The organism is Enterobacter sp. N5-15 (genome assembly GCF_057221635.1).
Genome location: NZ_CM170150.1, coordinates 922,534 through 948,489 on the forward strand (window position 1 = coordinate 922,534; position 25,956 = coordinate 948,489).

Sequence of the window (25,956 nt, forward strand, 5' to 3'; positions counted from 1 at the left end):
GATCGTGCTATCAGGAGTCTGGCGTAGCGCTGTTCTTCACAAACAGCGTCAGCTGGTCGCCTGGTTTCAGATTGTCAGTATCATTGTTCCAGCGCATCACATCCTTGATGTTTACGCCGTGTCGTTTTGCGATACTGGACAGTGAATCACCCTTGCGCACGCGATAGGTAATGCTATCGCTGTTGCTGGCGAGACGCTGTGCGCTGCTACCTGCACCTACCGTCAGAGTCTGACCCACTTTCAAGCCGGAGCTGCGCAGATTATTCCACTGCTGCAGATCTTTCGCATTCACGCCAAGACGTGAAGCAATGCCCGAAAGCGTATCACCTGAACGAACCTTATAGCTGCGGCTGTTAACTGATGATGCATCCGCGATCAGCGTTGACTGAACGGCGGCGATTTCACCAGAAGCTAAAGACTCACGTAACTGTTCAGCATGTTTCTGCGGAACCATTACATACTGCGGGCCACTTGCCCCCAGGGTTGAGCCTTTAACGCCAGCATTAAAGGTTTTCAATTTACTTACCGACATACCCGTCATATCAGCGACCCGTTGAATATCAACCGGGTTGCTGAGGCGAACACGCGCCAGTGCACGACTTTCGTCTGGTGTTGGCAGTTGTACACCGTAACGCTTGCTGTTCTTGAGAATATCGCTCAATGCCAGCATTTTCGGTACGTAAATCTTTGTTTCCTGTGGCAGTGAGAGCGACCAAAAATCGGTGGATTTACCCCGTGCTTTATTCGCTTTCATTGCCTTCAGTACACGACCTTCGCCACTATTATACGCTGCGACCGTTAACAGCCAGTCGCCGTCAAACATCTTGTTCAGACGTTGCATCATGTCGAGAGCGGCTGTCGTTGAAGCGACAACATCGCGACGCGCATCATAGTTACGGGTCTGTTTCAGACCATAGTTTCGCCCGGTGCTCGGAATGATCTGCCAAATGCCTGCGGCATTGGCGCCAGACGTCGCGTGTGGGTCAAAAGCGCTCTCCACTATGGGTAGGAGTACCAGCTCCATAGGCATGTTACGTTTCTTAACTTGCCCGGCTATCCAGTACATATACGGCTCTGCCCGTAACGTTACATCGTGGAGATAGCTCTTATTACTTAAATACTTCTGTTTCTGTTCGCGAATCCGGGTATTTTCCGGAATTCCCATCTTTAGCTCGTCGCCAATAGAGGTCCACAAGTCTTGATCCTGCGCGAAAGATGTTCCATCGTCCATCCAGCGCGCCGAACTTGCAAACTTCCCTGCTTCCCCTTGACCAGCTGCAGAAAGGCTCTGTGCGTGCTGTTGTACGTTGCTGCCGTTTTGCGACTGGCAACCTACAAGCAGGACAGAGGCGAGTAATATCGCTTTTGCCTTCATGTGTGTGTCAATAGTTGCTTAAAAGACGAGCGATGATAACGGCGAAATTTTGAAAAGGCAACCCGCAATTATCTGAAGTTATCTTTCTTTGACCTTAACCATGCAAATCGCTGTTCTGGTTGTTGCAAATTTGTTTCTTGGTTAATTTTATTAATTAAATCAATATCATCTGTTCGTAAAAATAAATTAATTTGGCGCTCATTTTTCAGAATTACGGGTAGTGTTTTTTGGTTTTTTGCACGTAACTCCTTCACTTTGTGATAATAATCCTGAATCGCCCGATCCTCCGGTAAGAGGCTCACGGCAAACTTCAAATTTCCTAATGTATACTCATGGGCGCAACAAATGATTGTTTCGTCGGGTAGAGCGTTAATCTTCTGTAAAGACTGGTGCATTTGAGCGGGCGTGCCTTCAAACAGTCTTCCGCAGCCTCCGGAGAACAGCGTGTCGCCGCAAAAAAGATAAGGTTTACTGTAGAAACACAGATGTCCCAAAGTGTGACCTGGTGTAGCAAATACGGAAAACTCCCACTCGCGTATGAGGATAGTTTCGCCTTCTTCGACTACTTGCGTGATGCCCTTATCTTGTGCCTCTGCCGGTCCGTAAACCACCAGATGCGGGAAATGAGCGCGCAGTTCAGGCACGCCGCCAGTATGATCGTGATGGTGATGCGTCAACAGAATGGCTTCTGGCTGCCAGCCGTTCTCTTTTATGGCGCGCAGAACAGGGGCCGATTCGCCGGGATCGACAATGACGCATCGACGATCGTCGTCAACCAAAACCCAGATGTAATTGTCCTCAAAGGCTGGAATACTGATAAGATTCATACATTACCTCTTATAGCGTGGCGGGTGTTTTGATGAAACCGGCAAGGATACCTCAGACTGTCGCAGCACCGGAACGTTGGGCGGAATTGCCCTGGGGTGAATACTATCGCGAAGCGTTAGAACAACAGCTGAAGCCCTGGCTCGCGAAAATGTATGGCTTTCACCTGCTTAAGATTGGCAATCTCAGCGCGGAAATCAATACCGAAAGCTGCGCTATCTCGCATCAGGTCAACGTCTCTCTCGGCGGATCGCCGGTTCAGGTAAAAGCAGACCCGTTGCATCTGCCGTTTGCGGAAAAATCCGTCGATGCGTGTTTGCTCGCACACACGCTGCCCTGGTGCAGCGATCCGCATCGTCTGCTTCGCGAAGCCGATCGCGTGCTGATTGATGACGGCTGGCTGGTACTTAGCGGATTCAATCCGCTAAGCCTGATGGGCCTGCGTAAGCTGGTGCCGGTGCTACGCCGGACTCCACCTTACAACAGCCGGATGTTCACCATGATGCGCCAGCTCGACTGGCTTTCGCTGCTGAACTTTGAGGTGCTCTGCTACGGAGGTTTTCAGGTGCTGCCCTGGGCGCGGCAGGGGGGCGTCGTGTTGAGCACCCATCTCCCGGCGTTGGGCTGTTTGCAGTTTATCGTCGCGCGTAAGCGAACCATTCCCCTTACGCTCAACCCCATGAAGCAGAGCAAGTCGAAAACGCCCATTCGCCAGACCGTGGGTGCCACGCGGCAGTACAAAAAAACCGATTAGGCGTCGGGCTGATAGCCCGCATCTTCATGAGCGGGATTGGATGCCGCAGCACGCGCCAGTTCGTCGCAGCGTTCGTTTTCCGGGTGGCCTGCGTGGCCTTTAACCCACTCCCACTTAATCTGATGCTGGCCCAGCGCAGCATCAAGACGTTTCCAGAGATCGACGTTCTTGACCGGCTTCTTATCGGCGGTTTTCCAGCCGCGTTTTTTCCAGTTATGGATCCACTGGGTGATCCCCTGACGCACGTACTGGCTGTCGGTGCTTAACACCACGTCACAATGTTCTTTTAACGCCTCCAGCGCCACGATGGCCGCCATCAACTCCATCCGGTTGTTGGTGGTCAGAAAATAGCCTTCGCTAAAAGTTTTTTCGTGCTGGCGATAGCGCATAATCGCGCCGTAGCCGCCGGGTCCTGGGTTACCGAGACAAGATCCATCGGTGAAAATTTCTACCTGTTTACGCATCTCTGGTAGACTTCCTGTATTCGAAACGTTCAGTTAAACGATAAGTCTGACATAAATGACCGCTATGAGCACTGCAATTACTCGCCAGATTGTCCTCGATACCGAAACCACCGGTATGAACCAGATCGGCGCGCACTACGAAGGGCATAAGATCATCGAGATCGGCGCCGTTGAAGTGGTGAACCGTCGTCTTACGGGGAACAACTTCCACGTCTACCTCAAACCCGATCGGCTGGTGGATCCGGAAGCGTTCGGCGTTCACGGGATCGCCGATGAGTTCTTGCTGGATAAGCCGACTTTTGCTGATGTCGCTGACGAGTTCCTGGAATATATCAAGGGCGCCGAGCTTGTCATCCATAACGCATCGTTCGATATCGGCTTTATGGATTATGAGTTCAGCAAGCTAAATCGTGATATCCCGAAGACGAACACCTTCTGTAAGGTGACGGACAGCCTGGCGCTGGCAAGGAAGATGTTTCCCGGCAAGCGTAACAGCCTTGATGCGCTCTGCTCGCGCTACGAGATAGACAATACCAAGCGAACGCTCCACGGGGCGTTGCTCGATGCCCAGATCCTGGCGGATGTCTATCTGACGATGACCGGCGGGCAGACGTCAATGAAGTTCAGTATGGAAAATGAATCCCAGCAGACGCAAGGCGAAGCGGGCATTCAGCGTGTTGTCCGCCAGGCAAGCCGGTTGCGGGTTGTTTTAGCCAGTGATGAAGAGCTCCTTAACCACGAATCCCGGCTTGATCTGGTCCAGAAGAAGGGCGGCAGCTGTATGTGGCGCGCCTGAAAAAACGCCGGAATGCCTGTAAAATCATCGTTTGGGCGATTTTTGCAGCAAACGATTCAAAACGTGAGAAAAAGCGTTGACGAGATCGGAGGCGCACCGTAATATGCGCCTCGTTCCCCAAACGGGAACAGTGGAGCGGTAGTTCAGTCGGTTAGAATACCTGCCTGTCACGCAGGGGGTCGCGGGTTCGAGTCCCGTCCGTTCCGCCACTATTCAGAAGGCCTGAATCAGAAATGATTCAGGCCTTCGTCGTTTCAGCATTGTGTAATCTCAATCCCCCCTACCGTTAACAAAAAGTTAATATACATGGTGCAATTAATTAACAATTGCACGGTTGTAGTGCGCTATTTGCACTGATATTGTGCATTTCACCACCACACCTCTCTTCAGACCTCAGTCAGAATGTTTCTTTCTGTAAAAATAATTCACGCAGAATCATTTGGTTATCTCCCGCTTTCCAAAAAAACACCGAACCAATTGCGTATTGGTTTGGTTATTGCTTAATCATTAGCACGATAAGCTTCATTCCATATCAATAACTTATCGTTAATAAAAATAAAGCAATGATGAAAGCGAGCGAACCAATATGGAAAAACCGTCACGGTTTCTGGCAAATTCCAGCACCGCGCTTGAGCAGCTGCGCGGGCTTATCAACCAGCATGAGTCAACACCAGGCATACCGCTGCCCACGGAACGTGAGCTGTCGGATACTCTCGGCGTAGGACGACGTGAAGTGCGTCGTGCGCTGGACGTGCTGGAAGAAGAGGGGCGCATCTGGCGTAAGCAGGGCAAAGGGACCTTTATTGGCCCGGCGGCACCTGTTGAACCGCTGGCCCTTCAGGGATTGGTTCAGCAGACCAACCTTCTGGAAGTGATGGAAGCTCGTCTACAGCTCGAACCCGGCTTAGCCCGGCTTGCGGCACTGCGTGCCACCAGGGAAAACCTCGCGCTCATGCAGCGCATGCTGGAACGCATCGATAAGGTCAGCCCGGATGACCGCGATCTCAACGAACTCTGGGATAGCGCCTTTCACCGGGCGATTGCCGAGGCGGCGGGCAACCGTCTGATGCTTGGCCTGTTTGATGCCATTGATGCCGTGCGGCGTGAACCGGGCTGGCAGCATCTGCGCGAGCTGGCGCGCACCCCCGAACGTGTCGACAGCTATAACGACCATCACCATAAGATCATGTCTGCGATTATCCATCGCCAGCCTAATGAAGCCGCGGCCGCCATGCGCGAACACCTGCTCAGCCTGCAAACCGCCCTGATTCAGGCGATCCACCTCGAGGACGACTTCACGCCATGACGACAATACCCTTTAAGGACGCCACGCCCGTATTGCGAGTGCAAAACCTCAACGTTACGTTTGCTGGCTCGCCGGTTAGCGTGCTGGATGGTATTTCTCTGACCGTCAGGGCGGGCGAAACGCTGGCGCTGGTGGGGGAGTCAGGCTGCGGGAAAAGTATCACTTCACTGGCGCTGATGGGGTTACTGCCCGCCAGCGCGCAGATTGTCAGCGGTGAGATGCAGTTTCGCCGCCACGATCTGCGAAAGCTCTCACCGCGCGAATATGCCGATCTGCGCGGCAGCGAGCTGGCGATGATTTTCCAGGAGCCGATGACCTCGCTCAATCCGGCGTTTACGCTGGGCGATCAGCTTAGCGAAGCGGTTATGCGACACCAGAACGCCTCGCGCGCAGAGGCGATGAAGGTCGCGCTGCAGATCCTCGAGAAGGTACAGATCCCGGCGGCAGAGATGCGCCTGAAAGCGTATCCCCACCAGCTTTCCGGCGGTATGCGCCAGCGCGTGATGATTGCGATGGCGCTGATTAACCATCCCAAACTGCTGATTGCTGATGAACCTACCACCGCGCTCGACGTCACCATCCAGGCGCAAATCCTCGCCTTGCTCAACACCTTAAAAGAGGAAACCGGCACGGCGGTGCTGATGATCACCCACGATTTAGGCGTGGTGGCGGAAGTCGCCCAGCAGGTCGCCGTGATGTATGCCGGGCAGGTGGTGGAGCAGGGGGGCGTGGAGGCGATATTCGCCGACCCGCAGCACCCGTACACCATCGGCCTGATGGGCTCGATTCCTTCTCTTGGCGCACGCAAGGGCCAGCTCTCCACCATTCCCGGATCGGTCCCGCTCCCGGAATCTATGCCGAAAGGCTGCCGTTTTGCCACCCGCTGTCCGTTTGCGCAGCCGCGCTGCCATGATGAAAAACCGCAGCTCGCCACGCTCGGCGCGGGCCATCAGGTTGCCTGCTTCCGCGTGCCGCTCGAACAGCACATTGCCCTGGGAGAAATCGCATGACCACGCCCATTCTTGAAGCCCGTGACCTCAGCAAGCTTTTCCCCGGCCCCAAAAAACTCTTTACTCCGGCACGGTTTGTCACGGCGGTCGATCGCGTTTCGCTTGCCGTGATGCCGGGCGAAACGCTGGCGATCGTCGGCGAGTCCGGCTCCGGGAAATCTACCCTCGGTCGACTGCTGCTGCGCCTGCTGGCCGCCAGCGAAGGGCGCGTGTTTTACCTGGGGGAGGAGATCACCGACGCCTCCGGTGCCCGTCTGAACCAGCTCCGGCGGGAGCTGCAGATTATTTTTCAGGATCCCTTCGCCTCGCTCAACCCGCGCATGACGGTGGAGCAGATCGTCGGTGAGCCGCTGTGGCTGCATCAGAACATGAAAAAGGCGGATCGCCAGTACCGCGTTGCCGAGCTGCTTAAAACCGTTGGCCTGCCTGCCGCCTGGGCCGGACGCTATCCGCACGAGTTTTCCGGCGGGCAGCGCCAGCGTATCGGCATTGCGCGCGCGCTGGCCTCGGGACCGAAGCTGCTGCTGGGGGATGAACCGGTATCCGCGCTGGACGTGTCCGTTCAGGCGCAGGTGGTCAACCTGCTGGAAAGCCTGAAGCATCAGCTTGGGCTGACGATGGTGATTGTCGCCCACGGTCTGGCGGTGATCCGCCATATGAGCGACCGCGTGGCGGTCATGTACCTCGGGCAAATCGTCGAGCTTGCCACCGTCGACGAGATCTTCGACGCGCCGCTGCACCCCTATACCCAGGCGCTGATCGCCTCGGCGCCGCAGATGCAGCCGGGCGTTGAGCGAGATGCGCCGCTGCTGCAGGGGGATCTGCCCAACCCGGCCAGCCCGCCGTCCGGCTGCCGTTTCCACACCCGCTGCCCGTACGTTACCGATGAATGCCGCCAGGTCGAGCCGATCAATCAGGTGCTCGACGGCGGGCGTCAGGTTGCCTGCCATCGCTGGCAGGAGATCAACCGCGATCGCGGCGTTATCCAGATCGCACCGCCATCCGCCGCTTTTCTGCGCCGCCGCGCGCTGTTTGAACACGCGGCCACTCACTCGTCCCTTCCTTCAAGGAACTCATGATAATGACAATGCGTAATTCTCTTTTGACCGTACTGGGAAGTGTTATGTTGCTTGGCGCGGCGCTGCCCGCCCATTCTGAAAGCGTGCTGCGAATCGGTCTCGGCGCTGACCCGGACATGCTCGACCCGCATCTGGCGCGCACCTACTATGGCCGCTTCGTGTTTGCCTCCCTGTGCGACAGGCTGGTGGACGTGGATGAAAATCTGAAGGTTGTCCCCGGTCTGGCTAAAGACTGGGCGTGGAGTGAGGACGGTAAAACCCTGACGCTCAATCTGCGCGAAGGCGTCACCTTCCACGACGGTGAGAAATTCGATGCCGCCGCGGCAAAATACAACCTCGACCGCGCCCTGACCCTGAAAGGCTCCCTGCGTAAGAGCGAGATCTCCTCCGTTGAATCGGTCGAGGTCACCGGCCCGATGCAGATTGCCCTGCACCTGAAAACGCCAGATGCCGCGCTGCTGATGCAGCTCACCGACCGCGCGGGCGCAATGATGGCCCCTGAGGCGGCGAAAAAGCCTGACTTTGCCGCCCACCCGGTCTGCTCCGGCCCGTATAAATTCGACAGCCGCGTGTCCCAGGACCGCATCGTTCTGACCCGCTTCGACAACTACTGGAACAAAGACGCCTACCACTTCGACAAGATCATCTATCTGCCGATCCCGGATGCCTCCGTGCGCCTCGCGAACCTGCGCGCGGGCGATCTTGACCTGACCGAAGGTATCGCCGCCAGCGACGTTAAAACCGTCGAAGCCGACAGCAAGCTGGCTCTGGCGAAGGTGACGGGCCTGGGCTATCAAGGCATCACCTTCAACATCAACAACGGCAAGGTACCGGCGAACGATCCGTTCAAGGACACCCGCGTGCGCGAGGCATTTTCTCAGGCCATCGACCGCGATGCGTTAAACCAGGTGGTCTTTGAAGGGCTCTACACCCCGGCCAACCAGGCGTTTTCACCTGTCAGCCCGTATCACGTTAACCTGCCGGTCCCGCCGCGTGACGTCGACAAAGCCAAAGCGCTGCTGAAAGCGGCAGGCGTCACCGCGCCGCTGACCGTCAACCTGCTGGTGCCGAACAACCCAACCTCGCAGCAGGTGGGCCAGGTATTGCAGGCGATGGTCGCTGAGGCCGGATTTAACCTGAACCTGCAGATGACCGAATTCGCTACGCTGCTCGATCGCCAGCAGAGCGGTGACTATCAGCTGAGCTTCTCCGGCTGGTCGGGACGCCCGGATCCGGACGGCAGCATCTACGGCTTTATCAACAGCAAAGGCACGCTTAACGACGGCCGCTACAGCAACGCGCAGGTTGACGAATGGCTGACCCAGGCGCGCCAGAGCACCGACCAGGCCGCACGCCAGCCGCTGTACGACAAGGTGGTGAAACAGCTGCAAACCGACATGCCGATTGCCTACCTCTACTTCGAGCCGCGTATTTTCGGTCTGAACAAAAGCGTGCAGGGCTTTAAGCCGTACCCGGACGGCATCGTGCGTCTGGCGGGTTTGACGCTGGCGAAATAAACGTCCTGAGGAGAACCCATGCTGGAACTGATTTGCAAACGTCTGCTGCTAGCCGTCCCGACGCTATTGCTGGTGAGCATGATGGTGTTCGGGCTGCAAAAGCTGCTGCCCGGCGACCCGCTGATCGCCATGGCAGGCGAGGAGCGCGATCCGGCGGTCATCGCCCAGCTGCGCGCGGAGCTGAACCTCGATGCGCCGATCCCCGTACAGTATTTCCACTGGCTGACGCGGGCGCTGCAGGGCGATCTGGGCGTCTCCTTACGCACGCACGAACCGGTAACGCAGCTGATTGCCAGCAAGCTGCCGGTCACGCTGGAGCTGTCGCTGCTGGCGATGATTATCGCGCTGGTGTTTGGTATCAGCATGGGGATCCTCGCGGCGGTGAACAAAAACAGCTGGGTCGATCACGGGGCGAACTTCGTGGCGATCTCGGGGATCTCGATCCCGCACTTCTGGCTGGGGATCCTGCTGATTCTGGTCTTTTCGGTGAACCTGCAGTGGCTGCCCGCCTCCGGGTACGTGCCGTTCAGTGAAGATCCGCTCCAGAACCTGCGCACGCTGCTGCTGCCTGCGTCCGTGCTCGGAACCGGCCTCGCGGCGACGCTGATGCGCCACACCCGCGCCTCGATGATTGCGGTCCTGAAGGCGGATTACATCCGTACCGCGCGGGCTAAGGGGCTACTGCCAAAAGCGGTGATCCTGAAGCACGCGTTTCGCAACGCGTTGGTGCCGGTAATCACTCTCACCACGCTGCTGTTTGGCGAGCTTCTGGGCGGCGCGGTGCTGACCGAGCAGGTCTTCACCATTCCGGGCTTCGGCAAGATGATCGTCGACTCGGTATTCAACCGTGACTACGCGGTGGTGCAGGGCGTGGTGCTGATCGTGGCGATTGGCTTCCTGATGCTCAACCTGCTGGCCGACGTGCTCTACGTCCTTATCAACCCGAAAATGCGAGGTTAACCATGGCGGAACTGACGACGCAAACCGTTACGCCCGCGCTGCCGCGCGCGCAGAACCGGGTGCTGAAGAAATTCCTCGCCAATAAAAGCGCGGTCATTGGCGCGGTGGTGGTGGGCTTCTTTGTGCTGGTGGCGCTGCTGGCGCCGTGGATCGCCCCGTTCGACCCGGTGAAAGCCAACTTCCTGGCGGTGCGAAAAGCGCCGTCGGCGATGTACTGGTTCGGCACCGACGAGCTGGGGCGCGACATATTATCCCGCATTATCTGGGGCGCTCGCACCTCGCTGATGGCGGGCTGTATGTCGGTCGTTATCGCGGTGGTTATCGGCGTGCCGCTGGGGCTGGTGGCGGGCTACTTCCAGAAGATGTGGGACGGGGTGATCTCGCGCTTTATTGAGGCGCTGCTGGCCTGTCCGTTCCTGATCATGGCGATCGCGCTGGGGGCATTTTTGGGCCCAAGCCTGACCAACGCAATGATCGCCATCGGTCTTTCGGCGATGCCGATCTTCGCCCGCCTGACGCGCGGGCAGGTGATCGCCATTCGCAACGAAGAGTATATCGACGGCGCGCGGGCGATTGGCCTGCCGGATCGCTGGATCATCATTAAATACGTCCTGCCAAACGTGATGTCGCCGATCCTGGTGCAGGCCACGCTGGCGATTGCCTCGGCGATTATCGCTGAAGCCAGCCTGTCGTTTTTAGGGCTGGGGCAGCAGCCGCCCAATCCGTCCTGGGGCTCCATGCTCAACACCGCGAAAGGGTTTCTGGAGCAGGCGCCGTGGATGTCCGTTTTCCCCGGCGTGGCGATTTTCCTCGCCGTGCAGGGCTTTAATTTACTCGGCGACGGGCTGCGCGATGCGCTCGATCCGCGCCACGACTAAGGAGTCATGATGACCAAAGCGCTTGATTTTACGTCCGGTTATGATTCACGCCGCCCGCCGATGATGGGCCATAACGCCGTGGCGACCTCACAGCCGCTGGCGGCGCAGGCAGGCATGAAAATGCTGCAGCTGGGCGGGAATGCCGTGGATGCGGCCATTGCCACCGCGATGGCGCTAACGGTGGTTGAGCCGACCGGCAACGGGATCGGCAGCGACGCCTTTGCCATTGTCTGGGACGGTGAAAAGCTTCACGGTCTGAACGCGTCCGGCCGTTCGCCTGCGAGCTGGCATGCGGATCTGTTTGCCGGTAAAACGGCGGTGCCGGAAATCGGCTGGGACGCGGTGACCGTGCCGGGTGCGGTATCCGGCTGGGTGGCGCTGGCGGAACGCTTCGGCACGCTGCCGCTGACCACGCTGGCGCAGCCTGCCATAGACTACGCGCGCAACGGTTTCCCGGTCTCCCCGCTGATCGGCCATCTCTGGCAGCGCGGCTACAGCAAGCTGAAAGATCAGCCGGGCTTTAGCGCCTGCTTCGCGCCGGAAGGCCGCGCCCCACGCGTGGGGGAAATCTTCCGTAACCCGGCGCAGGCAAACTCGCTGGAGCTGATTGCTAAAACTAACGGCGACGCCTTTTACCGCGGCGAGCTGGCGCAGAAAATCGCTGCTTTTGCCAAAGAACACGGCGCGCACCTGACGGCTGAAGATCTGGCAAACCACCGCGTGGACTGGGTAGAACTGCTGTCGCGAGACTTCGCGGGCGGTTCGGTGCAGGAGCTGCCGCCAAACGGCCAGGGGATCGCCACGCTGATTGCGCTCGGCATTCTGGAGCAGTGCGGTATTGAGAAGCATCACCCGGATTCCGTGCAGTCCCTGCACCTGTCCATCGAGGCGATGAAGCTGGCGCTGGCGGATCTCGACCGCTACGTGGCGGATGAAGAACACATGGCGTTCGCGGCGAAAGAGCTGCTGAGCGACCCTTATCTGAAGTCGCGCGCGGCGCTTATTGACCATGATAAAGCCTCAGACTTCGTTTACGGATCGCCGACGCAGAGCGGCACGGTCTACATCAGCACCGCCGACGCCAGCGGGATGATGGTCTCGTTTATTCAGTCCAACTATATGGGTTTCGGTTCAGGCATCGTGGTGCCGGATACGGGGATCAGCCTGCAAAACCGGGGCTGCGGGTTCGTGCTGGATCCCAATCATCCGAACGCGCTGGCGGGCAGCAAGCGTCCGTTCCACACCATCATTCCGGGCTTTGCGATGGACGGCAACGGCCAGCCGCTGATGTCCTTCGGCGTGATGGGCGGCCCGATGCAGGCGCAGGGGCACATGCAGATGGCGCTGCGCATTATGCTGCACGGGCAAAACCCGCAGGCGGCAATCGACGCCCCGCGCTGGCGCGTGGTGCAGGGCAGGGAGGTGATCGTGGAATCGACGTTCGATCGCAATACCATCGCCGCGCTGCGCGAGCGCGGGCATCAGATCGTGGTGGAAGATCCGCTGCAGGATTACAACTTCGGCGGGGCGCAGGTGATTTACCGCCTGCCGGAAGGGCACTACGTGGCCGCGACGGAGAGCCGCAAAGACGGGCAGGCGCTGGTGAGTTAATGTTTTATCCTCCCTCTCCCTTTGGGAGTGTACGGTCCGGGGACATAGTGAACACTTGTTCGGGGACATGGTAGACACTTACAACTAAGGCATAAGAACCCGTTTATGGAGTCGCTTATGCCCTGGGATGCGAGAGATACCATGTCATTACGTACCGAGTTTGTTTTGTTCGCCTCGCAGGACGGGGCGAACATCCGTTCCCTCTGCCGTCGCTTCGGCATTTCACCTGCCACCGCCTACAAGTGGCTTCGCCGCTGGGCGGAGGAAGGTGCCGCCGGCCTTCAGGACCGGCCCCGCATACCGCACCATTCCCCGAACCGCTCATCTGACGACATCACAGCCCTGCTGCGCATGGCACATGACCGCCATGAGCGCTGGGGCGCACGCAAGATAAAGCGCTGGCTCGAGGACCAGGGGCACCGCATGCCCGCCTTCAGCACCGTCCATAACCTGATGGCCCGCCATGGCATGCTGCCGGGCGTTTCACCGGGCATTCCCCCCACGGGACGGTTCGAACATGACGCGCCGAACCGCCTCTGGCAGATGGATTTTAAGGGCCACTTTCCCTTTGGCGGCGGCCGCTGCCATCCGCTCACCCTGCTGGACGACCACTCCCGTTTTTCCCTGTGCCTGGCGCACTGTACCGATGAACGGCGCGAGACCGTGCAGCAGCAGCTGGTCAGCGTGTTTGAGCGTTACGGCCTGCCGGACCGGATGACGATGGACAACGGCTCACCGTGGGGAGACACCACCGGCACCTGGACGGCGCTGGAGCTGTGGCTGATGCGCCACGGTATCCGGGTGGGGCACTCCCGGCCTTATCATCCGCAGACGCAGGGCAAGCTGGAGCGTTTTCACCGCAGCCTGAAGGCGGAAGTACTCCAGGGGAAGTGGTTCGCAGACAGCGGTGAGCTGCAGCGCGCCTTCGACCACTGGCGCACGGTGTACAACCTTGAACGCCCGCACGAGGCGCTGGATATGGCGGTACCGGGCTCGCGGTATCAGCCGTCAGCGCGGCAGTACAGCGGCACCACAACGCCCCCGGAATACGACGAGGGCGTGATGGTCAGGAAGGTGGATATCAGCGGAAAGCTGAGCGTGAAAGGGGTAAGTCTGAAGGCAGGCAATGCGTTCAGGGGAGAGCGGGTCGGGCTGAAGGAGATGCAGGAGGACGGCCGCTACGAGGTGTGGTGGTACAGCACGAAAGTGGGGGTGATCGACCTGAAGAAAAAGTCGATCACCATGGGTAAAGGATGTTAAAAAGTGTTCACCATGTCCCCGAACACCTGTCTACCATGTCCCCGGACTGTACAGGGAGAGGGGCGGGGTGAGGGGAAAGTTTCACCCAATGCTAAACGGATCCGCATCCTGCCACGCCGGAAACTTCTCCCGGTACTCCTTCAGCGCCGTCAACGACAGCTCCGCATCAATGCGCGTCGCCTGATGCGGCTCGGCGGTGGCAATTATCTCGCCCTGCGGATTCACCACCCGGCTGTCGCCGCGGTAGTGATGTCCGTTGCCGTCCGTTCCCACGCGGTTACAGCCCACCACGTACGCCTGGTTCTCAATCGCGCGCGCCACCAGCAGCGACTGCCAGTGCAGGGAGCGCGGCGCAGGCCAGTTGGCGACATACAGCGCCAGATCGTAATCGTTGCGGTTGCGCGACCACACCGGGAAGCGCAGGTCGTAGCAGACCAGCGGCAGAATACGCCAGCCGCGCCACTCGAACACCACGCGCTCGTGACCCGCTTCATAGTGATGATGCTCATCCGCCATGCGGAACAGGTGGCGCTTATCGTAAAAGTGCACTTTCCCTTCCGGCTCCACCAGCAGGAAGCGGTTCACCGGCCCGCGCTCCGTTTGCAGCGCAGCGCTACCCGCAATCAGCGCGTTGGTCTGCTGCGCTTTGGCATGCATCCAGGCGACCACCTCATCCTGCGGCATTGACTGTTGTGCCGCTTCCATGGCGAAGCCGGTGGTGAACATCTCCGGCAGGACAATCACATCACGCCCGGTAATCTCTTCCAGTTGACGATCAAAGTGGCGCAGGTTGGCGGGGCCATCCATCCACACTAAAGGTTGCTGCAAAATCGAAATCTTCAAACCAGGCACGATACAGACTCCTCAAAAGACCGCTTTTTGACACTGTAGCACGTCATTACGAGAAAATGTGGCAATAAAAAACCCCGCTCAGGGCGGGGTTTGTACAAGCGAAACGCGTTACGCCGCTTCAGGCTTGCGGTGCTTCTCCGGGAGCTTTACCGGCTGCGTCGCCAGCTCGTCCGGTTCGAAATCATCCACGTTAATACTGCGCAGACGGCTCTCTTCGGCTTTCACCAGCAGCGCGGCTTCATCTTTATTGATGATGCCACCGGCCAGCGCCTGTTTTGCCAGTTCGTCCAGACGGGTAAACGGCAGGTTTTTGCCCAGCTGTTTACAGATCTTCTGGTGAATCGGATCGGCGGCCATCACGTCAAGCAGCGCCTCTTCCAGCAGACCCACCGGGTTATGCGGCGTCGGCGTCAGATACTGACCACGACCGATACGGGAGCGGGTTGCGCTCGGTACCTGCAGGATCTTCGCCACCTTGTGGTCCAGCTTGTCGGACGGCGCCAGGTGGTGACGACCGGTCGGGAAGATCACCGCGCGCAGAGCGCCCGCCACGAAGCGGTTCGGGAAGTTCGCCAGCAGGTCGTCAATCGCCTGTTCAGCCTGATACATCGCATCCTGAACGCCCCAGTGCACCAGCGGCAGATCCGCTTCCTGACGGCCTTCGTCGTCGTAGCGCTTCAGGACCGCAGAGGCCAGGAAGATCTGGCTCAGCACATCGCCCAGACGAGCAGAGATACGCTCGCGACGCTTCAGGCTGCCGCCCAGCACCGCCATGGAAACATCTGACAGCAGAGCCAGGTTGGCGCTCAGTCGGTTCAGATGCTGGTAGTAACGTTTGGTCGCATCGCCGGTCGGCGTCGCGCTGGTAAGACCGCGCGTCAGGCCCAGCCAGAAGCTGCGCACCTTGTTGCTGCCCACGTGACCGATATGTTTGAACAGCAGCTTATCGAAGGCATCCACGTCGTTGTTCTGCGCGGCGGCCATCTCTTCCAGCACGTATGGATGGCAGCGAATTGCGCCCTGACCGAAGATCATCATGCTGCGGGTCAGAATGTTTGCCCCTTCCACGGTGATGGCAATCGGTGCGCCCTGATAGCCGCGCGCCAGGAAGTTGCCTTCGCCGAGCATAATGCCTTTACCGCCTGCGATATCCATTGCGTCAATGATCGACTGCTGGGCGCGGTGGGTACAGTGGTACTTCACAATCGCGGACAGCACGGCCGGTTTTTCGCCCAGCATGATGCCGTAGGTAATCAGAGAAGCAGCGGCATCCATCACGTAGGCGTTGCCCGCGATACGCGCCAGCGGCTCTTCGATACCTTCCATCTTGCCGATGGAGATTTTGAACTGACGGCGGATGTGGGCGTACGCACCAATCCCCATCGCGACCGACTTCAGACCGCCGGTTGAGTTCGACGGCAGGGTAATGCCGCGGCCCACGGACAGACATTCCACCAGCATACGCCAGCCCTGACCGGCCATTTTCGGGCCGCCGATGATGTAGTCAATCGGCACAAAGATGTCCTGACCGCGGGTCGGACCGTTCTGGAACGGCACGTTCAGCGGGAAGTGACGGCGACCAATTTCAACGCCTGGGGTAGAGGTTGGGATCAGCGCACAGGTAATGCCCAGATCTTCTTCACCGCCCAGCAGTTTTTCCGGGTCAGAGAGCTTAAAGGCCAGACCCAGCACGGTGGCGATAGGCGCCAGGGTGATATAACGCTTGTTCCAGGTCAGGCGCATGCCCAGTACCTGTTCGCCCTGCCATTCACCCATGCAGACCACGCCGGTATCCGGGATCGCACCCGCATCGGAGCCCGCTTCCGGGCTGGTCAGCGCGAAGCAAGGGATTTCCTGACCGCGTGCCAGACGCGGCAGGTAGTGATCTTTCTGCTCTTCGGTACCGTAATGCTGCAGCAGTTCGCCCGGGCCTAAGGAGTTAGGCACGCCAACGGTAATCGCCAGGATCCCGGAGACGCCTGCCAGCTTTTGCAGAACGCGAGCCTGAGCGTAAGCGGAGAACTCCAGACCGCCGTACTCTTTCTTGATGATCATCGCGAAGAAGCGATGTTCTTTCAGATACGCCCACAGCTCTGGCGGCAGGTCGGCCATTTCATGGGTGATGGCAAAGTCATTGGCCATGCGGCACGCTTCTTCCACCGGGCCGTCAATAAATGCCTGTTCTTCTGCGGTCAGTCGCGGCTGCGGATAGTTGTGCAGCTTTTTCCAGTCCGGGTTGCCCTGGAACAGGTCGCCTTCCCACCAGGTGGTGCCCGCATCAATCGCTTCTTTCTCGGTACGCGACATGGGCGGCATCACTTTGCGGAAGCCTTTGAACACCGGCGCAGAGATCATGGATTTACGCATCGGCGCCAGGTTAAACGGCAGAAGAATGATGGCAAGAGGGACTAAAAGCCAGATATTCCAGAGACCTGCGACGCCAAGTGCAGCCGTCCAGGCCAGAAGAATCAGGCTGCTCAGGAATAAACTTACGCGGTGATAGAACAACACACCGAGCAGAACAACGGTTGCGAGAATGCTCAAAATCATCATAAAGAAAAGCTCCCTTGCTTGTAGGAGGTCTGACCACTTGTGATGATATGGTTGTAGTTGATGTAAATTCCTTTAGCAATGTGTTTACAAAATAATTACAACCTGGTTCACATTGTTCGTGTTTTAGCCGGCACAAAAAATCAAAACGCCGGACGATTCGCATGGCTTTAGCTTCTCGCTTTTCCCGCTATCCGGTACACTCCACTGTGTTATTTCATCAATACTGAAGGATTATCCTCATGTACCAGGATCTTATTCGTAACGAACTGAACGAAGCGGCGGAAACGCTGGCGAACTTTCTGAAAGATGATGCCAATATTCACGCTATTCAGCGCGCAGCGGTCCTGCTGGCCGACAGCTTTAAAGCCGGTGGCAAAGTGCTCTCCTGCGGTAACGGCGGTTCCCACTGTGACGCTATGCACTTCGCAGAAGAGCTGACCGGACGCTATCGCGAAAACCGCCCGGGCTACCCGGCGATTGCGATTTCCGACGTGAGCCACATCTCCTGCGTAGGCAACGACTTCGGTTACGACCACATCTTCTCCCGCTACGTTGAAGCGGTAGGCCGCGAAGGCGACGTGCTGCTAGGGATTTCTACCTCCGGCAACTCCGGCAACGTGATCAAAGCGATCGCCGCCGCGCGTGAAAAAGGGATGAAAGTCATCACCCTGACCGGTAAAGATGGCGGTAAGATGGACGGTACAGCGGATGTCGAAATTCGCGTTCCGCACTTCGGTTATGCTGACCGTATTCAGGAAATTCACATCAAAGTGATCCACATCCTGATCCAGCTGATCGAAAAAGAGATGGTTAAGTAAGACTTCGCTGGGGGCACTCTTGCCCCCGCTGTTGTGGAGGTGACGTATGTGCGAACTGCTCGGGATGAGCGCCAATGTGCCAACCGATATCTGCTTTAGTTTCACCGGGCTGGTTCAGCGCGGTGGAGGAACCGGGCCGCATAAAGACGGCTGGGGCATCACCTTCTACGAAGGCAAAGGGTGTCGCACGTTCAAAGATCCACAGCCCAGCTTTAACTCACCGATTGCCAAACTGGTGCAGGACTACCCCATCAAGTCCCGCTCGGTGATCGCCCACATCCGTCAGGCAAACCGCGGCGAAGTGGCGCTGGAAAATACCCATCCGTTTACCCGCGAGCTGTGGGGCCGTAACTGGACCTACGCGCACAATGGGCAGCTTACGGGCTATAAGTCGCTGGAGACGGGCAATTTCCGCCCGGTCGGCGAAACGGACAGCGAAAAAGCCTTCTGCTGGCTGCTGCACAAGCTGACGGAGCGCTATCCCCGCACGCCCGGCAACATGGCCGCCGTATTCAAATACATCGCGACGCTGGCGTCTGAACTGCGTGAAAAAGGCGTGTTCAACATGCTGCTCTCTGACGGCCGCTATGTGATGGCGTTCTGCTCGACGAATCTGTTCTGGATCACCCGCCGCGCACCGTTTGGCGTTGCGACGCTGCTGGATCAGGATGTGGAAATAGACTTTCAGAAGGAGACCACACCGAACGATGTGGTCACTGTGATCGCAACGCAGCCGCTGACGGGCAACGAAACCTGGCAAAAGATTATGCCAGGCGAGTGGGTGCTATTTTGTCTCGGGGACCGTGTAATTTGACGCCAGCTGTGGATGGACGACTTCGTGGCTCAGCGGTTTGCTGACCACGTAACGGCCATCTACGATAGAAACCACAGGTGGCTTGTGGGTCTGCTCAAAGTAGTCGTAACCTGGCTTCAGCTGTTTCCAGAAATCCGCATAGAATGAGTACTTGTGACGCGTCATGTTGGCGTCCGTCATGCGGAACGGATAGATGCTGACCTGTACGTTAGGCTGCCCAAAGACCAGCGCGCCCGTCACGAACTGGAAAATCTCATCAATGCCGGAGTCGGTCATCGCATAACAGCCGATAGACACGCAGGCACCGTGGATCATCAGATATTTACCTTCATAACCGTGTGCACGGTCATAGGCATTCGGGAAACCGATGTTAATGGCTTTATAGAAGCGGCTGTCAGGCTTGAGCTGGCTGCGCTGAACGTTGTAGAACCCTTCCGGACTTTTGAAATCGCCCTGACGCTGTTTTGGCCCCAGCCCGCCGGAGTAGTTACAAATTTTGTAGCTATCAAGCAGCTGATATGTCTCGCCCATTTTCACAAACAGATCGAGCGTGCGTTCTTCCTTGAAGATTTGAATATAAACCGGTGATCCCATTAACTGCTGTTTATATTCCTTGCTGACCGGCGTCGTTGAGCTATTACTGCTGAGCAGTCCGGCAAACGACATGCACGGAATCAGAAGCATCGCAATGAACAATGCGATTTTACGCATACTACTAGTTCCTTGATAAAACCATGACCAACTTGCCAGGACGGCAAAAGAGACCCGAAATCAGATTATTCTGTTAGGAGCGCTCACATTAGCACCGCCATAGATTTTCGCAAGAGCCGGGCGGTGAGTTTACAAATTAGTTTTACTTTATAAACCATCAAAATTGCGATGGCTCCAGGAACTTTGCGCATTAGCTCGCAATTTGGCGCGCGCAACGGCGGATTCCCTGCCCGCGAGAAGGGGAAAATGCTACACTTCGCGCCCACTGGATTGTTGTTCATGGAAACCTGCTAACCACATGTTTAAAATCAAAAAAGGACTTAATCTGCCGATTGCAGGCGTGCCAGCGCAGCACGTTTCGACAGGCGCAATCGTCCGTCATGTCGCCATTTTGGGCGACGACTACCTGGGAATGCGTCCTTCAATGCTGGTACAGGAGGGCGATCGCGTTATCAAAGGACAGGCGCTCTTCGAGGACAAAAAAAATCCCGGCGTGATGTTCACGGCACCCGCGAGCGGCACCGTTGTGGCGATCAACCGCGGCGAACGGCGCGTTCTACAGTCGGTGGTTATCCGCATAGAAGGCGATGAACAGCGAGAGTTTGCCCATTACGACGCCGCAGAGCTCGCGTCGCTGAACCGCGACGCCGTTCAGGCTCAACTGCTGGCCTCCGGTTTATGGACCGCGCTTCGTACACGTCCCTTCAGCAAATCCCCTGTTCCGGGCACGGAACCGGCCGCGATTTTCGTCACTGCAATCGACACCAACCCCCTTAGCGTGGACCCGCAGCCGGTTATCCTGGCACAGCGGAAAGCCTTCGATGCCGGACTGACCGTTTTAACCCGCCTCACGTCCGGGAAAGTCCACGTTTGCCAGGCCAGCGGCGGCAAGCTTGGCGGGCATCCGCAGGGGCAGGTCACGTTTAATGAGTTTGCTGGCCCACATCCGGCGGGTCTGGTCGGAACGCACATCCATTTCCTTGAGCCGGTGAGCCTGACGAAGCGGGTCTGGCATCTGAATTATCAGGACGTTATCGCCATCGGTAAGCTTTTTACTACGGGTGAACTCTGCGCTGAACGGATCGTCGCCGTCGGTGGGCCGCAGGCCGCAAACCCGCGCCTGGTAAAAACGCTGCTGGGCGCAGACATCACTGAACTGCTGGTGGGGGAAACGAAAGAGGGTGAAAACCGCCTGATTTCCGGTTCGGTCCTCAGCGGACGCCGTGCTGCCAATGCGCACGCGTACCTGGGGCGTTTCCATTTGCAGGTGAGCATTGTGCAGGAGGGGCGTGAGAAAGAGCTGTTCGGCTGGGTTCTGCCCGGTGCGGAAAAATACTCCGTCACACGGACCACGCTGGGCCATTTCCTGCGTAATAAGCTGTTTAGCTTCTCGACCAGTACGCACGGCGGTGAGCGCGCCATGGTCCCGATTGGTAACTACGAGCGCGTTATGCCCCTGGATATTCTGCCGACCATGCTGCTGCGCGATCTCCTTGCAGGCGACACCGACAGCGCGCAGGCGCTGGGCTGTCTGGAGCTGGATGAAGAAGATCTGGCGCTCTGTACCTATGTCTGTCCGGGCAAATACGAATATGGACCGGTATTGCGCGAGGTGTTAACCCGCATTGAGCAGGAAGGATAACCGATGGGCTTAAAACACCTCTTTGAAAAAATTGAGCCGCACTTTACCGAAGGGAAGCTCAAAAAGTACTACCCGCTGTATGAAGCAACGGCGACCATTTTTTACACGCCGGGGCTGGTGACGAAGGGGGCGGCGCACGTTCGTGACGCCATCGACCTTAAGCGGATGATGATCCTGGTGTGGTTTGCGGTCTTCCCGGCGATGTTCTGGGGAATGTACAACGTCGGCCAGCAGACCCTTCCGGCGCTGCACCATATGTACGATGCACAGCAGCTGGCGCAGGTCATCCAGTCTGACTGGCACTACCGTCTGGCCCAGTCGTTAGGGGTGAGCTTCGCAGCAGACGCGGGCTGGCTGAGCATGATGACGCTGGGCGCGGTTTTCTTCCTGCCGATTTACATCACGGTCTTTATCGTGGGCGGCTTCTGGGAAGTGCTGTTTGCCATCATCCGTAAACATGAGATCAACGAAGGCTTCTTCGTGACCTCTATTCTGTTTGCCCTGATTGTTCCCCCGACGCTGCCGCTCTGGCAGGCGGCGCTGGGCATCAGTTTTGGCGTGGTGATTGCCAAAGAGATCTTCGGCGGCACCGGACGGAACTTCCTTAATCCGGCGCTGGCGGGACGTGCGTTCCTGTTCTTTGCGTATCCGGCGCAAATCTCGGGCGACCTGGTCTGGACGGCGGCAGACGGTTTTTCCGGCGCGACGCCGCTTTCACAGTGGGCGGCACACGGCGGCGAAACGCTGGTTAACAACGTGACGGGTCTGCCTGTGACTTGGTTTGATGCGTTTATTGGCAACATACCGGGCTCCATCGGGGAAGTCTCTACGCTGATGATTTTGCTTGGCGGGGCGATCATTCTTTTCGGTCGCGTGGCCTCCTGGCGGATTGTTGCGGGCGTGATGATCGGCATGGTGCTGACCGCCACCCTGTTCAACGTTATCGGTTCGAGCACCAATCCGATGTTCTCCATGCCCTGGTACTGGCATCTGGTGCTGGGTGGCTTCGCGTTCGGCATGATGTTCATGGCGACGGACCCCGTCTCGGCCTCGTTTACTGACAAAGGTAAATGGAGCTATGGCGTGCTCATTGGCGCGATGTGCGTCCTGATCCGCGTGGTCAACCCGGCGTATCCGGAAGGGATGATGTTGGCCATTCTGTTTGCCAACCTGTTTGCGCCGCTCTTCGATTACCTGGTGGTGCGGGCCAATATCAAACGGAGGAAGGCGCGTGGCTGAGGTTAAAAATAACGACAGCATCGGCAAAACGCTGCTGGTGGTGCTGGTGCTCTGTCTGGTCTGTTCCATCGTCGTCGCCGGTTCTGCCGTGGGGTTAAAACCCCGGCAGCAGGAGCAACGCGCGCTGGATAAACAGCGCAACATCCTGGCCGTGGCCGGGCTGATGCAGGAAGGAATGAGCGCAGACGACGTTTCGGCCGTCTTTGCTGAACGTATTTCGGCGCGTCTGGTGGATTTAAAAACGGGTGAACTGCTGGATAAAGACCCGGCAACATTCAACCAGGCGCTGGCGCTGAAAGATCCGCAGATGAGCGTGACGCTGGAGGCATCGCAAGATCCCGCCGGGATTAAGCGTCGTAGCAACCTTGCTGAAATCTATCTGGTTCGCGATCCCCAAAAACGCATTCAGGAAATGGTACTGCCTGTTTACGGTAACGGGCTGTGGTCAATGATGTACGCCTTTGTGGCACTGGATACCGATGGCCGCACGGTCAAAGGCATTACGTATTACGACCAGGGCGAAACGCCGGGGCTGGGTGGCGAAGTTGAGAACCCTAACTGGCGGGCACAGTTTGTCGGCAAGAAAGTGCTCGACGATAGCGGTCTGCCTGCGCTGAAGGTGATGAAAGGGGCGGCACGTCCCGGTGACGACTATGCCGTAGACGGGCTCTCCGGCGCCACGCTCACCTCAAAAGGCGTGCAGCACAGTTTTGATTTCTGGATGGGCGAGCTGGGCTTTGGTCCCTTCCTGAAAAACGTACGTGAAGGAGCGCTGAACAATGGCTGATACCGGTGAACTGAAAGAAGTTAAAAAGGTACTCATTGGCCCGCTGCTCGCCAATAACCCGATCACGCTGCAGGTGCTGGGCGTCTGTTCGGCCCTGGCGGTGACGACCAAGCTGGAAACGGCGGTGGTAATGACGCTGGCGGTAACGCTGGTCACGGCGTTCTCCAGCATGTTTATCTCGATGATCCGCCACCACATTCCCAACAGCGTGAGGATCATCGTGCAGATGGCGATCATCGCTTCGCTGGTGATCGTGGTCGATCAGCTGCTGCGCGCCTTCGCCTATGAAACCTCCAAACAGCTCTCGGTGTTTGTCGGTCTGATTATCACCAACTGTATCGTCATGGGGCGTGCGGAAGCCTACGCCATGAAAATGCCGCCGCTGGCGAGCTTTATGGACGGTATCGGCAACGGCCTGGGCTACGGCGCGATCCTGCTGACCGTGGGGTTCCTGCGAGAGCTGATTGGCAGCGGCAAGCTGTTTGGCATCACGGTGCTGGACACGGTGCAGAACGGCGGCTGGTATCTGCCAAACGGCCTGTTCCTGCTGGCCCCTAGCGCATTTTTCATTATCGGTTTGTTGATCTGGCTGATTCGTACGTTGAGACCAGAACAGCAGGAAAAGGAGTAACCGACGATGGCTCATTACCTGAGTTTGTTTGTGCGCGCGGTGTTTGTTGAAAACATGGCGCTCGCGTTTTTCCTCGGCATGTGTACGTTCCTTGCCGTGTCTAAAAAGGTCTCCACGGCATTTGGCCTGGGCGTGGCGGTTACCGTGGTGCTCGGCTTGTCTGTACCGATTAACAATCTGGTGTACAACTTTGTGCTGCGGGACGGCGCGCTGGTGGAAGGGGTTGATCTCAGCTTCCTGAACTTCATCACCTTTATCGGGGTGATCGCGGCGCTGGTGCAAATCCTCGAGATGATCCTCGATAAGTATTTCCCGTCGCTGTACAACGCGCTGGGGATCTTCCTGCCGCTGATCGCGGTGAACTGCGCCATTTTTGGCGGCGTCTCGTTTATGGTTCAGCGTGATTACAACTTCAGTGAATCCGTGGTGTACGGTTTTGGTTCCGGTATCGGCTGGATGCTGGCGATTGTCACCATGGCGGGGATCCGCGAGAAAATGAAATATGCCAACGTGCCTGCGGGTCTGCGTGGCTTAGGGATCACCTTTATCACCACCGGGCTGATGGCGCTGGGCTTTATGTCCTTCTCCGGTGTGCAGCTATAAGGGCTAACAGATGGAAATTATCCTTGGCGTGGTGATGTTCACGCTGATTGTACTGGTGCTGTCAGGATTAATTCTGGCGGCGCGCGCGAAGCTGGTGAATTCCGGCGACGTGGTGATTGATATTAACGACGACCCGCAGAACCAGATCCGCACGCCAGCGGGGGACAAGCTGCTCAACACGCTCTCCGGTAACGGCATTTTTGTCTCCTCGGCCTGCGGCGGCGGCGGCTCCTGCGGGCAGTGCCGCGTGACGATAAAAGAGGGCGGTGGCGATATCCTTCCCACCGAGCTGGCGCACATCACGAAACGCGAGGCAAAAGAGGGCTGCCGTCTGGCCTGTCAGGTTGCCGTGCGCCAGAATATGAAGATTGAGCTGCCGGAAGAGATCTTCGGCGTCAAAAAATGGGAGTGCGAGGTTATCTCCAATGATAACAAAGCCACCTTTATTAAAGAGCTGAAGCTGCGGGTGCCGGAAGGGGAAGATGTTCCGTTCCGCGCCGGGGGATACATTCAGATTGAGTGTCCTGAGCATACCGTGGCCTATGCGGACTTCGACGTGCCGGATGAATACCGCGCCGACTGGGACAAATTCAACCTCTTCCGCTTTGTCTCTGAGGTAAAAGAGCCGACGCTGCGCGCCTACTCGATGGCCAACTACCCGGAAGAGAAGGGCATTATCATGCTCAACGTGCGTATCGCCACGCCGCCACCGAATGTGCCGGACGCGCCGCCGGGCGTGATGTCGTCATACATCTGGTCTCTGAAGCCGGGAGATAAGGTGACCATCTCCGGTCCGTTTGGGGAGTTTTTCGCGAAAGATACCGACGCGGAAATGGTCTTTATCGGCGGCGGTGCCGGTATGGCCCCGATGCGCTCGCACATCTTTGACCAGCTCAAGCGGTTGGGGAGCCAGCGTAAGATCAGCTTCTGGTACGGGGCGCGCTCGCTGCGCGAGATGTTCTATGATGATGAGTTTGAACAGCTGGCGCGTGAAAACCCGAATTTTACCTTCCACGTTGCGCTTTCCGATCCGCAGCCGGAAGATCACTGGACGGGCTACACGGGGTTCATCCACAACGTGCTGTATGAAAACTACCTCAAGCAGCACCCGGCCCCCGAGGATTGCGAGTTCTATATGTGTGGTCCGCCGATGATGAACGCCGCCGTGATTAAGATGCTGAAAGATCTCGGCGTTGAAGATGAGAACATCATGCTCGATGATTTTGGAGGCTGATGATGCTGACGTTTCTGGCAACCTTTGTGGTGTTTATGCTTGTTATTTTCGGCATGTCGTTAGGCTGGATCGTTAAGCGGAAAAGCATTCAGGGCAGCTGCGGGGGGATTTCCTCCATTGGGATGGAAAAGGTCTGCGACTGCCCGGAGCCGTGCGATGCGCGGAAAAAAAGAATGGCCCGCGAGCAGCAGCGCATTATTTAAGTTTTTGCAGGCCGGGTAAGGCAAAGCCTCTACC

25 protein-coding genes and 1 tRNA gene are annotated in these 25,956 nt (G+C 57.6%); 20 read left to right on the forward strand and 6 right to left on the reverse strand.

Annotated elements, in window-relative coordinates; translation table 11 throughout:
* Nucleotides 1-10: 10 nt before the first annotated feature.
* Both mltD and gloB read right to left on the reverse strand, forming a co-directional pair.
* Nucleotides 11-1,375, reverse strand: a complete 1,365-nt coding sequence (gene mltD, locus AC2TE5_RS04305; RefSeq protein WP_448636933.1) for a murein transglycosylase D — start codon at nt 1,373-1,375, stop codon at nt 11-13.
* A gap of 68 nt (nt 1,376-1,443) precedes the next feature.
* Nucleotides 1,444-2,202, reverse strand: coding sequence for a hydroxyacylglutathione hydrolase (gloB, locus tag AC2TE5_RS04310; protein WP_484612713.1), 759 nt, complete (start codon nt 2,200-2,202; stop codon nt 1,444-1,446).
* 32 nt (nt 2,203-2,234) lie between these two features.
* Here gloB and AC2TE5_RS04315 point away from each other — a divergent pair, with 32 nt between their 5' ends.
* A complete protein-coding gene (locus AC2TE5_RS04315; protein WP_023310484.1) occupies nt 2,235-2,954 on the forward strand; it encodes a class I SAM-dependent methyltransferase in 720 nt (239 codons plus the stop codon).
* On the opposite strand, the gene rnhA is transcribed toward AC2TE5_RS04315, so the two are convergent.
* Nucleotides 2,951-3,418, reverse strand: coding sequence for a ribonuclease HI (gene rnhA / locus AC2TE5_RS04320; protein ID WP_023310485.1), 468 nt, complete (start codon nt 3,416-3,418; stop codon nt 2,951-2,953). The genes AC2TE5_RS04315 and rnhA overlap by 4 nt on opposite strands.
* A 64-nt stretch (nt 3,419-3,482) precedes the next feature.
* Here rnhA and dnaQ point away from each other — a divergent pair, with 64 nt between their 5' ends.
* The 10 genes from dnaQ to AC2TE5_RS04370 all read left to right on the forward strand — a co-directional run bounded on the left by dnaQ (nt 3,483) and on the right by AC2TE5_RS04370 (nt 13,835).
* The gene (gene dnaQ / locus AC2TE5_RS04325) at nt 3,483-4,214 is read left to right on the forward strand and encodes a DNA polymerase III subunit epsilon (RefSeq protein WP_029739690.1); all 732 of its coding nucleotides are present in this window, start codon (nt 3,483-3,485) and stop codon (nt 4,212-4,214) included.
* Nucleotides 4,215-4,346: 132 nt separating this feature from the next.
* Nucleotides 4,347-4,423 (forward strand) — tRNA-Asp (locus AC2TE5_RS04330).
* A 377-nt stretch (nt 4,424-4,800) separates the two neighbouring features.
* Nucleotides 4,801-5,520: a FadR/GntR family transcriptional regulator gene (locus AC2TE5_RS04335; protein ID WP_023334601.1), complete on the forward strand. Its 720-nt coding sequence runs from the start codon at nt 4,801-4,803 to the stop codon at nt 5,518-5,520.
* Nucleotides 5,517-6,530: an ABC transporter ATP-binding protein gene (locus tag AC2TE5_RS04340; RefSeq protein ID WP_484612714.1), complete on the forward strand. Its 1,014-nt coding sequence runs from the start codon at nt 5,517-5,519 to the stop codon at nt 6,528-6,530. Before AC2TE5_RS04335 ends, AC2TE5_RS04340 begins: the two co-directional genes overlap by 4 nt.
* Nucleotides 6,527-7,609 (forward strand): ABC transporter ATP-binding protein, encoded by a 1,083-nt coding sequence (locus tag AC2TE5_RS04345; RefSeq protein ID WP_213330820.1) that lies wholly within the window; start codon nt 6,527-6,529, stop codon nt 7,607-7,609. The genes AC2TE5_RS04340 and AC2TE5_RS04345 overlap by 4 nt, the downstream gene beginning before the upstream one ends.
* A 2-nt stretch (nt 7,610-7,611) precedes the next feature.
* A complete protein-coding gene (locus tag AC2TE5_RS04350) occupies nt 7,612-9,126 on the forward strand; it encodes an ABC transporter substrate-binding protein (RefSeq protein ID WP_484612715.1) in 1,515 nt (504 codons plus the stop codon).
* Between the two features lie 18 nt (nt 9,127-9,144).
* On the forward strand, nt 9,145-10,086 hold the full coding sequence (locus AC2TE5_RS04355) for an ABC transporter permease (protein ID WP_008500268.1): 942 nt from the start codon (nt 9,145-9,147) through the stop codon (nt 10,084-10,086).
* A gap of 2 nt (nt 10,087-10,088) precedes the next feature.
* A complete protein-coding gene (locus tag AC2TE5_RS04360) occupies nt 10,089-10,964 on the forward strand; it encodes an ABC transporter permease (RefSeq protein ID WP_029739694.1) in 876 nt (291 codons plus the stop codon).
* Nucleotides 10,965-10,973: 9 nt separating this feature from the next.
* A complete protein-coding gene (locus tag AC2TE5_RS04365; RefSeq protein ID WP_484613310.1) occupies nt 10,974-12,575 on the forward strand; it encodes a gamma-glutamyltransferase family protein in 1,602 nt (533 codons plus the stop codon).
* Between the two features lie 117 nt (nt 12,576-12,692).
* Nucleotides 12,693-13,835 carry an IS481 family transposase gene (locus tag AC2TE5_RS04370; RefSeq protein ID WP_484611823.1) on the forward strand — a complete coding sequence of 381 codons (1,143 nt, stop codon included), beginning with the start codon at nt 12,693-12,695 and terminating at the stop codon, nt 13,833-13,835.
* Nucleotides 13,836-13,916: 81 nt separating this feature from the next.
* Here AC2TE5_RS04370 and AC2TE5_RS04375 read toward each other — a convergent pair whose 3' ends face one another.
* A complete protein-coding gene (locus tag AC2TE5_RS04375; RefSeq protein ID WP_032661711.1) occupies nt 13,917-14,687 on the reverse strand; it encodes an amidohydrolase in 771 nt (256 codons plus the stop codon).
* Nucleotides 14,688-14,795: 108 nt separating this feature from the next.
* Nucleotides 14,796-17,240 carry an acyl-CoA dehydrogenase FadE gene (fadE, locus tag AC2TE5_RS04380; protein ID WP_029739697.1) on the reverse strand — a complete coding sequence of 815 codons (2,445 nt, stop codon included), beginning with the start codon at nt 17,238-17,240 and terminating at the stop codon, nt 14,796-14,798.
* Between the two features lie 239 nt (nt 17,241-17,479).
* On the opposite strand from fadE, the gene lpcA reads away from it, so the two are divergent.
* Both lpcA and AC2TE5_RS04390 read left to right on the forward strand, forming a co-directional pair.
* Nucleotides 17,480-18,058: a D-sedoheptulose 7-phosphate isomerase gene (gene lpcA, locus AC2TE5_RS04385; RefSeq protein ID WP_010427884.1), complete on the forward strand. Its 579-nt coding sequence runs from the start codon at nt 17,480-17,482 to the stop codon at nt 18,056-18,058.
* Nucleotides 18,059-18,104: 46 nt separating this feature from the next.
* Nucleotides 18,105-18,872 carry a class II glutamine amidotransferase gene (locus AC2TE5_RS04390; RefSeq protein WP_010427885.1) on the forward strand — a complete coding sequence of 256 codons (768 nt, stop codon included), beginning with the start codon at nt 18,105-18,107 and terminating at the stop codon, nt 18,870-18,872.
* Here AC2TE5_RS04390 and dpaA read toward each other — a convergent pair.
* Nucleotides 18,843-19,583, reverse strand: a complete 741-nt coding sequence (gene dpaA, locus AC2TE5_RS04395) for a peptidoglycan meso-diaminopimelic acid protein amidase (protein WP_213329957.1) — start codon at nt 19,581-19,583, stop codon at nt 18,843-18,845. The two genes, AC2TE5_RS04390 and dpaA, sit on opposite strands and share 30 nt — an antisense overlap.
* Before the next feature lie 298 nt (nt 19,584-19,881).
* Here dpaA and AC2TE5_RS04400 point away from each other — a divergent pair, with 298 nt between their 5' ends.
* The 7 genes from AC2TE5_RS04400 to nqrM are packed head-to-tail and all read left to right on the forward strand — an operon-like array spanning nt 19,882 to nt 25,922.
* The gene (locus tag AC2TE5_RS04400; RefSeq protein WP_484612716.1) at nt 19,882-21,225 is read left to right on the forward strand and encodes a Na(+)-translocating NADH-quinone reductase subunit A; all 1,344 of its coding nucleotides are present in this window, start codon (nt 19,882-19,884) and stop codon (nt 21,223-21,225) included.
* Nucleotides 21,226-21,228: 3 nt separating this feature from the next.
* Nucleotides 21,229-22,464 (forward strand): NADH:ubiquinone reductase (Na(+)-transporting) subunit B, encoded by a 1,236-nt coding sequence (locus tag AC2TE5_RS04405; protein WP_484612717.1) that lies wholly within the window; start codon nt 21,229-21,231, stop codon nt 22,462-22,464.
* Nucleotides 22,457-23,251 (forward strand): Na(+)-translocating NADH-quinone reductase subunit C, encoded by a 795-nt coding sequence (locus AC2TE5_RS04410; protein WP_484612718.1) that lies wholly within the window; start codon nt 22,457-22,459, stop codon nt 23,249-23,251. The genes AC2TE5_RS04405 and AC2TE5_RS04410 overlap by 8 nt, the downstream gene beginning before the upstream one ends.
* The gene (locus tag AC2TE5_RS04415; RefSeq protein WP_045330387.1) at nt 23,244-23,882 is read left to right on the forward strand and encodes an NADH:ubiquinone reductase (Na(+)-transporting) subunit D; all 639 of its coding nucleotides are present in this window, start codon (nt 23,244-23,246) and stop codon (nt 23,880-23,882) included. The genes AC2TE5_RS04410 and AC2TE5_RS04415 overlap by 8 nt, the downstream gene beginning before the upstream one ends.
* A 6-nt stretch (nt 23,883-23,888) precedes the next feature.
* Nucleotides 23,889-24,485, forward strand: coding sequence for an NADH:ubiquinone reductase (Na(+)-transporting) subunit E (gene nqrE, locus AC2TE5_RS04420; protein WP_023334613.1), 597 nt, complete (start codon nt 23,889-23,891; stop codon nt 24,483-24,485).
* Between the two features lie 10 nt (nt 24,486-24,495).
* Complete coding sequence (gene nqrF / locus AC2TE5_RS04425; RefSeq protein ID WP_484612719.1) at nt 24,496-25,719, forward strand: NADH:ubiquinone reductase (Na(+)-transporting) subunit F; 1,224 nt, start codon at nt 24,496-24,498, stop codon at nt 25,717-25,719.
* Complete coding sequence (gene nqrM, locus AC2TE5_RS04430) at nt 25,719-25,922, forward strand: (Na+)-NQR maturation NqrM (protein ID WP_213329969.1); 204 nt, start codon at nt 25,719-25,721, stop codon at nt 25,920-25,922. The genes nqrF and nqrM overlap by 1 nt, the downstream gene beginning before the upstream one ends.
* Nucleotides 25,923-25,956 lie beyond the last annotated feature (34 nt).